We start from the raw sequence: 7,500 nt of genomic DNA on the forward strand, positions 1-7,500 counted from the left end.
CTTTCTTTCAAATCGGGGAACGCATGTATTCTCAGAGGGGGAAGCGAAGCGTTTCATTCCAATGAGATTTTAGTAAAACTATTTCATGAAATTCTAAATAAAGAAGGAATAGACACAAGTGCGATCACTTTCGTGGACAAAACGGATCGCTCCTTTATGCTTCCTTTCCTTCAACAGACTCCTTCGATCGATGTAGTGGTTCCGAGAGGCGGAGAAGGTTTGATCAAATTCATCTCGGAACATTCCATGATTCCAGTCGTCAAACATGATAAAGGTGTTTGTAACCTCTATATCGATCAAGATGCCGACCCTGCAAAAGTGATTCCGATTGTAATCAACTCCAAGGTGCAAAGACCAGGAGTATGCAACGCTACGGAAAATTTAATACTTCACAACGGTTATCCATTTCGGAAAGAATTGTTAGAGGCCCTAGCAAAAGAAGGTGTGGAGCTATTACTTGATCCTTCCGCGCTTTCTCTCTACCCGAAAGGAAAACCGGTTAAAGAAGAAGACTATCAGGAAGAATTTTTGGATCTTCGTCTTTCGGTAAAAACGGTTTCCAGCTTGGAAGAAGCGTTAGCCTTTATTGAAAGCACTTCTTCAGGTCATACGGAAGCCATCATCACGGAAGATTTAAACGCGGCTAAAATTTTCACAAATTCTTTGGACTCCGCCGCTTTATTTGTCAATTGCTCCACCCGTTTTCACGACGGCGCGGAATTCGGTCTTGGCGCCGAAGTGGGAATCTCCACTGGCAAGTTACACGTCCGCGGTCCTATGGGTTTGGTCCATCTCACGACCACAACCACCTACGTAACCGGAAACGGACAAATCCGAAATTAATCCTATGACTTCACCAATCCTCACTGGAATTTTCGGAGGCAGTTTCGATCCTCCCCACGAAGGACATTCGGGAATTTTAAAGTCTTTTTTTCGCGAAGTCCCAGACTGCGGGGAAATCTTTCTGATTCCGAATCGACAAAATCCCCTCAAAGGAGAAAAGTTTTCTTCTTCCGAAAATATATTAGAAATGTTGAATCTATTTGTTTCCGAGTTTTCGGAAACGATTCGAATTTTGGATTTGGAATTGAATCATCCGGGTCCGAGTTATACGATTGAAACGATTCAAAAACTCAAAACTCTCCACCCGAATCGAGAGTTTGTACTTTTAATCGGAGAGGATAATTATTCCAATTTTCACAAATGGAGAAATTATGAAAAAATTTTGGATGAAGTTCGAAAAGTTTTCGTCTTTCGAAGATTCTCGGAAGTAGTTCCTCGGAATTCGAAACTTTTTTCCCAATTTCAATTTTTGAAAAACCCTTTGATTCCGGCAAGTTCTACGGATTTAAGGCAATCGTTTTTTCAATCCACAATTCCGGATCGAATTCCAAAAAAGGTTTTAGATTACATCCTAAGAAACAGACTTTATTCTAAATAAAGTGAAGTGAGTTACGATGTAAGAATCTATGATTCATTTTTCTAAAAACAAGTTGGAATCTGAACTTTGTAAATCTATTCTTAAAATATGGGAATTCCCACAAATCAAAATCACGATTTTACGAACAAATTCTAAAATTGTAGGAACTCTTACTTTTAGAAAATTATTTCTCATTTTCAACCCGAATTCACATTATCTTAAACTATCACGGAAGTTTTATTACGAAAAATAGCCAAAAACTGTAAAAAGAACATTAAATATGAGATAGATCCTTATTTGAGTGCTAACGGTTAGAATGATATGCAATCATAATCTTATCTTGATTTTAAAATATGAGAATTCCCACAAATTACGTCTCTTTAAGGATTTTATAACTTTTGAACAAACTTCATTGTTGCCCAATTCCTGCAGCAGTATTCAAGTTTGAGACAAACTCTAAATCGTTAATGTAGAAATAGTTTTTGAAAAAATTTTCTGAAATTATTTTCAAAAATACATTCATAATATAATCTGACCGTCTCTGTCTTCAAATTTAACTTTATAAAAACTCAATTTAAAAATACCATACCATTCTGATTCATATTTTTTCGAAAGTCCGGAGTTAAGTCTTTAAATAAATCATTCATATGATAAAATGAAGCCTTTCCTCGAACTTCTTTCTGTTAGGAATTAAGAACACCGAAGGTAAAGTACAATGTGTAAATATGTCGTATCTTTTTTTATTTTTTCTCTCTTTTTTTGTGCAAAACTTCCAAACAAACCGGATCCTCCTTATGTTATATTCCAGTACCTCCAAAAATTAAATTCTAATAATACTGAACAAGAACAAACAAACAATTCGGCAAATGGTTCTCAATGTCAGAACGGGCCTACAAATTTTAATCCGGGAGCCGTCTTTGATACAGGGCAGACTACCTGTTGGGATAATTTAGGAACTGTTGTTGCGTGTCTGGGGACCGGTAATGATGGAGAATTTAGCAATACCCCAAACGCGCGCACTTTTTCCGCTCCAACCCCAAGCTGCGAATTTGCTTCGGATTATACTACGTTAGATACTCTACACGGACTTACTTGGAAAACTTGTGCTCAGGGGCAAACCGGTTCCAATTGTTCCGGAGCGGCGACCATGATTAGTTGGACCGACGCAAATGCCGGATTAGCGGGAAGTTGTACAGTTTTAAATGGACTCAACAACGGTCAAGGATATGCGGGAAAAACGAATTGGAGAATCCCTACGGTCAAAGAATTAGCCTCTCTGATTCATTATTCGAACAATCCGCATATAAACAACACCTCATTTCCAAATACATTTTCAGGGACCAAATATATAACAAATACGGCTGACACTACAACACCCGGTTCCAATTGGGCAATCAACTTTTCAGCCGCGTTTTTGGGGATTTCGAATGAAGCACAAGGAAATAATATCAATCTTCGTTGTGTTTCCGGAAACCCGATTCCGGCGTTCTCCTTTGTGGACCTCTTAGACGGAACGATCAGAGATCAAAATACCGGACTTCTTTGGTCTCAGTGTTCGGAAGGACAGGCCGGTGGATGCATAGGTGCGTCTTTGGATTTGGATTGGGACGCGGCTCTCAATGCGTGTAATGTTTTAAATTTAGCAGGAAGAACGAATTGGAGATTGCCGAACGCCAACGAACTTTTGAGCATCGTCGATTTCAATAACAATAACCCTGCCATCAATGTTGCGTTCTTTCCGAATACTCCAAACTCTAACTATTGGACATCGACAACCTATGAAAACAATATTACTTTCGCAGTCAGTATCTCTTCCACAACCGGTTCCTTAGTTACAGGCCTAAATGACAAACTCCAAACTCTCAAAGCTCGTTGTGTTACTACATTTTGATACGAAAATATCTCCTTACTTCTAATAGGAACAACACTGTCATCTATCCTCTGATGCGAGACCTATATTTTTTAAAAGTTTGCCGGACGTTTAGTTTAGGGATATTTTGTAAGGTTTTTGAGGCGGATTTTAGTTTTAGGACATCCCTAAAATGAATTTTTCCATCTCATTTGACGATCACTTCGAAAACGATGATTCCATCTAGAAAGTTGATTTTAGAATCTGCATCTTTGGATTTTATAGAGGCGCCCTTCAGAAAGCTAAGAACTTGAGATCAAGAGGTTCTGCAATGCCGTGTCAAGTTTTGGGTATAAAAAAGAAAATCCGGATTTTTGCAATCTCTTCGGTATCACTTTCTGACCTTTTAAGATCACGTCCGCGCCGTCTTGATAAAGGACTTTTAAGATCGTCGCCGGAACCCTAAAAAATGCGGGGCGTTTTAATATATGTGCAAGCGTTTTCGAAAAGACCTCGTTATTTACCGGATTTGGAGCCACCAAATTGAACGCTCCTGAAAGATTAGAATTTTCTAATAAGTAAACAATCGCACCGACCATGTCTTCGATATGAATCCAACTAAAGACTTGTCTTCCGGAACCTATCGGCCCTCCCAAACCCAATCGAAAAGGAGAAAGCATACTTCCCAGCGCTCCTCCGTAAAGACTTAAAACAACGCCGGTTCTAATTCGAACCAACCTTATTCCAAGTTTTGCAAGCGGTTCCGAGGCGGTTTCCCAATCAACACATAACGACGCGAGATAATCCGTACCAGGAGCGGAATCTTCCGAAAAATTCACCGTATCATTTTCAAAAAAGCCGTAATACCCGATAGCAGACCCTTGGACAAAAACTTTTGGCGGAGTTCCCACAATTTTAGAAACAGAAGAAACTAAATTTTCAGTATAATTCACTCTGGAAGAACGAATTTCCTCTTTCATTTTCTTAGTCCATCTAACTCCTACAATGGGCGCTCCGGCAAGATTTACAATGCCATCTAACCCTTCCAAATGCTCCGGCCTCGGATCACCTCCTCCCCCCACAATTTCCAAATTTTTCCTATCTCGGAAAAATACAGGAATGTCGGAAGACCGACTGAAAATTCTTACAAAATTCCCCGTCTTAAGTAATCGAAGTGCAAGAGTTCTTCCTATCAATCCAGTCCCACCCGCAATCCCTATATTCATCATTGATCACCTTTTTATTTTTGTTTGAAAGATTTAAAAAACCAGAATCCTGATTGTCCCAAAGTGCAAGTTCTCACATTTTTGATCCTATGATTCCCCAAAGTCTACTCTTGAAAATTTTAATCTCGATTTTCCCAATCGCAATCATAATCGGAAATTTCTATCTTTTCAGCATTACAAAGGATAAAATCAAAGCATTTACGATTCAGCCTCCATTTTTATCTTTCGATTTTACGAATTCTTATCTTTCCAATAAAAACTCAAGAATCAGTCATCTTTCGGATCGAAATCCTTATACAACATGGACGAAACTTCGCCATTCAAATAGAACGGAAGACTTCTTATTAGAATTAAGACAAACACATCATCTTAAAGAAAATAAACCTGAAATTTCAAAATGGAAAACCCTTCATGTTGTAGGCTGCAAACAAACTTTAGAAAAATTAAAGCTCGGTTTGATTCTGAGAGAATCGATCGATATGGACAAAGAACTTAGGATGCCCAAGGACAGAATGTTAGGGGAAAAAGTTCTGAACTTTTCAAAATCTAAACATTTTAAAATTCCATTAGAACCTTACTATCAGCCGGAAGCAAGTTTGGAGTTCCCACAGAAAATGTTTATTTGGACGGTCAACGGAACCTGGATCACAGAAAACCAGAACTATCTCAATGAAAAAAAGGGATTTTGCTTGGAAGATATATGGCTAAGTGAGGACTAAAAATCACACAATTTCGCAAAAAGAAGCCAGAATTCCCACAAACACTGGGGAGAACGACGGGAATCGAACCCGCGACGGCCAGTACCACAAACTGGAGCTCTACCAACTGAGCTACGTTCTCCGTCTCTGTTTATCCTGGTGACCCGAGAGGGATTCGAACCCCCGACCCACTGCTTAGAAGGCAGTTGCTCTATCCAACTGAGCTACCGAGTCTTGGAGGATTAAAATCGGGATGATAGGATTTGAACCTACGACCCTCTGCTCCCAAGGCAGATGCGCTACCCCTGCGCTACATCCCGTTTTCGACTCCATGTTTTTAAAAACGGTCTCACTGTCAAGTAGAGTCTTCCACTTTTTCAATGTGTCGTAAGATCTCAGGATGTGTGGGAGCTTTCAAGAGAGCCTTTCTAAAAGCCAAAATCGCTTCTTCCTTCTTACCACTTTTGTAGAGAAGTACACCGAAGGAATCCAGATAGGCAGGATTTTCAGGTTCGTTTTTAAGAACTGACTTTAAACAATCAACCGCCAATTTCCATTCTTCCGGATTCGGATCTCTTTGATTCAAAAGCAGATAACCGAGAGAATTTAAACTGTTCTTATAATCGGGACGTAATTTAAGGATCTTTTTATGAATATCGATTGCGGCTTCTATACGACCAGACTTTTCCAGAGCAAAAGCCTTCATGGAAAGAATTTTGAAATCGTCCACTTGAATCTTGAGGCGCTCCTCGCATTTTTCCAATGCTTTAGTATATTCTTTATTTTGAATTAAGGCATACACAATCATAAGAACCGAATTCTCCCGCTCGCCGAATCTGGGAAATTTTTCAAGAAGTTCCTCCAAGATGGAAACGCATTTTTTATGATTATTGGTTCTAGTACAACATATAGCAAAATTATAATATAATTCCGGGTCCTCGTTGCCAGAAGAAACTTCACGATCGATCAGAGTAAGAGCGAAAAGAAAATTTCCCTTATCGATCTCCTGAAGGATCCTCCTTTTGGACTTTTTGCTTTTATCCGACATTCTTATAATTTAACGTGAGTTCGGCAGTTGAAAATGAGAAAAAATTTTCTAAAAGCAGGAGTTCCTACTTTTAGAATTTGTTCGTAAAATCGCGATTTGTTGTAGTTCCCACATTTTAGAATAGATTTACAAAGTTTAAATTCCAACTTTTTTCTTGAAGGTCACCTTTTCTTAAGACAGATTTTTACTTTAGGTACCTCTATAAAATGAATTTCTCATCGAACGATCACTTCTAAAGCAGTGATCTCATCTATAAATTTGATTTTAGAATCCGCATTTTTGGATTTTATAAAGATACCCTATAATTGTTGAAAAAGTTTAGATGAACAAAACGACATCATTAGTTTTCTGAATATAACCCTTCGCTTTCTGAAAAAATCGAAATGACATTTCTACCGAAGTTTTGGGACAAGTTCTTTATTTTTCAACAACTCTACTTTTTCAATTTTAAGAATCCACTTCGTTTTTTTGAGGTCCTAAGACAAACTCTTACTTAAAGTATCAGAAAGTTCTTGTACAAGCGAAATATCCGTCTGATCAAGAGACAAAGGAGTTAAGGAGATTTTTCCGGAGAAAAAAGCGGTAAAGTCAGTTCCTTCTTCCGTGGCATGTCCCAGTTCGGAACCACCGAGATAAAAATCGGCAATACCTCCGATGATATTTTTCTTAGAATAAGTGTCCTCGTATGTACGCTTTCCGAGCCTGGTAATCCTAAGATTTTCCATCGAAGAGACGAAGTCGAACGGAATATTCATGTTGTAGACGACTCCTACCTTCAAAAGAGAGGAATATTCATCGATGAAATGTCGAACGAATTCGGCTTCTCGAATATAATCATAATCTTTAGTAATATTTCCGGAACTAACAGCCAAAGAAAGTCGGCTATGAACCGCTCCATGTCTCGCCGCTCCGACCGTTCCCGAATAATGAATATCGTGACCCATATTCACACCTCGATTGATTCCGGATAATACAAGATCTATCCTAGGAAAAATATCTCCGTGTAAACCTATATTCACACAGTCCGCGGGATATCCGTCTACGATATAGTGATTGTCGTTGATTCTTTCCACTCTCATCGAATCGTAAATCGACAATGCCATAGAAGTCGCTGATCTTTCTCTCAAAGGAGCGATTAAAAACGTATCGTGTTCTTTTTGAAGGACGGCCTCCAAAGCTTTGATCCCCGAAGAAGCGATTCCATCGTCGTTCGTAATTAAAATATTCATAAGACCAAATGAAGAATGGAACCCGAAATA

At 38.8% G+C, this 7,500-nt stretch carries 7 protein-coding genes, 3 tRNA genes and 1 pseudogene (2 of these 11 only partly in view); 4 read left to right on the forward strand and 7 right to left on the reverse strand.

Annotated features, from left to right (window positions below):
• The 3 genes from CLV95_RS13375 to CLV95_RS13390 all read left to right on the forward strand — a co-directional run.
• A protein-coding gene (locus tag CLV95_RS13375) for a glutamate-5-semialdehyde dehydrogenase (protein WP_002724095.1) crosses the window boundary here: on the forward strand, positions 1-843 show its 3' portion. It extends 408 nt beyond the left edge of the window; only the last 843 of its 1,251 coding nucleotides appear in the window; its start codon lies beyond the left edge, outside the window; its stop codon occupies positions 841-843.
• A gap of 4 nt (positions 844-847) precedes the next feature.
• Positions 848-1,441, forward strand: a complete 594-nt coding sequence (nadD, locus tag CLV95_RS13380) for a nicotinate (nicotinamide) nucleotide adenylyltransferase (protein WP_002724086.1) — start codon at positions 848-850, stop codon at positions 1,439-1,441.
• 694 nt (positions 1,442-2,135) lie between these two features.
• The gene (locus CLV95_RS13390) at positions 2,136-3,311 is read left to right on the forward strand and encodes an Lcl C-terminal domain-containing protein (RefSeq protein ID WP_002734122.1); all 1,176 of its coding nucleotides are present in this window, start codon (positions 2,136-2,138) and stop codon (positions 3,309-3,311) included.
• A gap of 260 nt (positions 3,312-3,571) precedes the next feature.
• Here the strand turns inward: CLV95_RS13390 and CLV95_RS13395 are convergent, their stop codons facing one another.
• Positions 3,572-4,495, reverse strand: coding sequence for a TIGR01777 family oxidoreductase (locus CLV95_RS13395; protein WP_002734235.1), 924 nt, complete (start codon positions 4,493-4,495; stop codon positions 3,572-3,574).
• 89 nt (positions 4,496-4,584) lie between these two features.
• Here CLV95_RS13395 and CLV95_RS13400 point away from each other — a divergent pair, with 89 nt between their 5' ends.
• Positions 4,585-5,214 (forward strand): hypothetical protein, encoded by a 630-nt coding sequence (locus CLV95_RS13400; protein WP_026054039.1) that lies wholly within the window; start codon positions 4,585-4,587, stop codon positions 5,212-5,214.
• A 45-nt stretch (positions 5,215-5,259) separates the two neighbouring features.
• On the opposite strand, the gene CLV95_RS13405 is transcribed toward CLV95_RS13400, so the two are convergent.
• From CLV95_RS13405 to CLV95_RS13430, 6 genes and pseudogenes are all read right to left on the reverse strand, one after another.
• Positions 5,260-5,335: transfer RNA gene (locus tag CLV95_RS13405), tRNA-His, on the reverse strand.
• A 15-nt stretch (positions 5,336-5,350) separates the two neighbouring features.
• Positions 5,351-5,427: transfer RNA gene (locus tag CLV95_RS13410), tRNA-Arg, on the reverse strand.
• 14 nt (positions 5,428-5,441) lie between these two features.
• Positions 5,442-5,513 (reverse strand) — tRNA-Pro (locus tag CLV95_RS13415).
• Positions 5,514-5,548: 35 nt separating this feature from the next.
• Positions 5,549-6,241: a tetratricopeptide repeat protein gene (locus CLV95_RS13420; RefSeq protein ID WP_002734092.1), complete on the reverse strand. Its 693-nt coding sequence runs from the start codon at positions 6,239-6,241 to the stop codon at positions 5,549-5,551.
• 476 nt (positions 6,242-6,717) lie between these two features.
• On the reverse strand, positions 6,718-7,470 hold the full coding sequence (gene surE, locus CLV95_RS13425; protein WP_002734009.1) for a 5'/3'-nucleotidase SurE: 753 nt from the start codon (positions 7,468-7,470) through the stop codon (positions 6,718-6,720).
• Positions 7,467-7,500, reverse strand: a pseudogene (locus tag CLV95_RS13430) (hypothetical protein); it runs 567 nt beyond the window's last position. The gene surE and the pseudogene CLV95_RS13430 overlap by 4 nt, the downstream one beginning before the upstream one ends.

This window comes from Leptospira borgpetersenii serovar Javanica (assembly GCF_003046425.1).
Lineage (GTDB): Bacteria > Spirochaetota > Leptospiria > Leptospirales > Leptospiraceae > Leptospira > Leptospira borgpetersenii.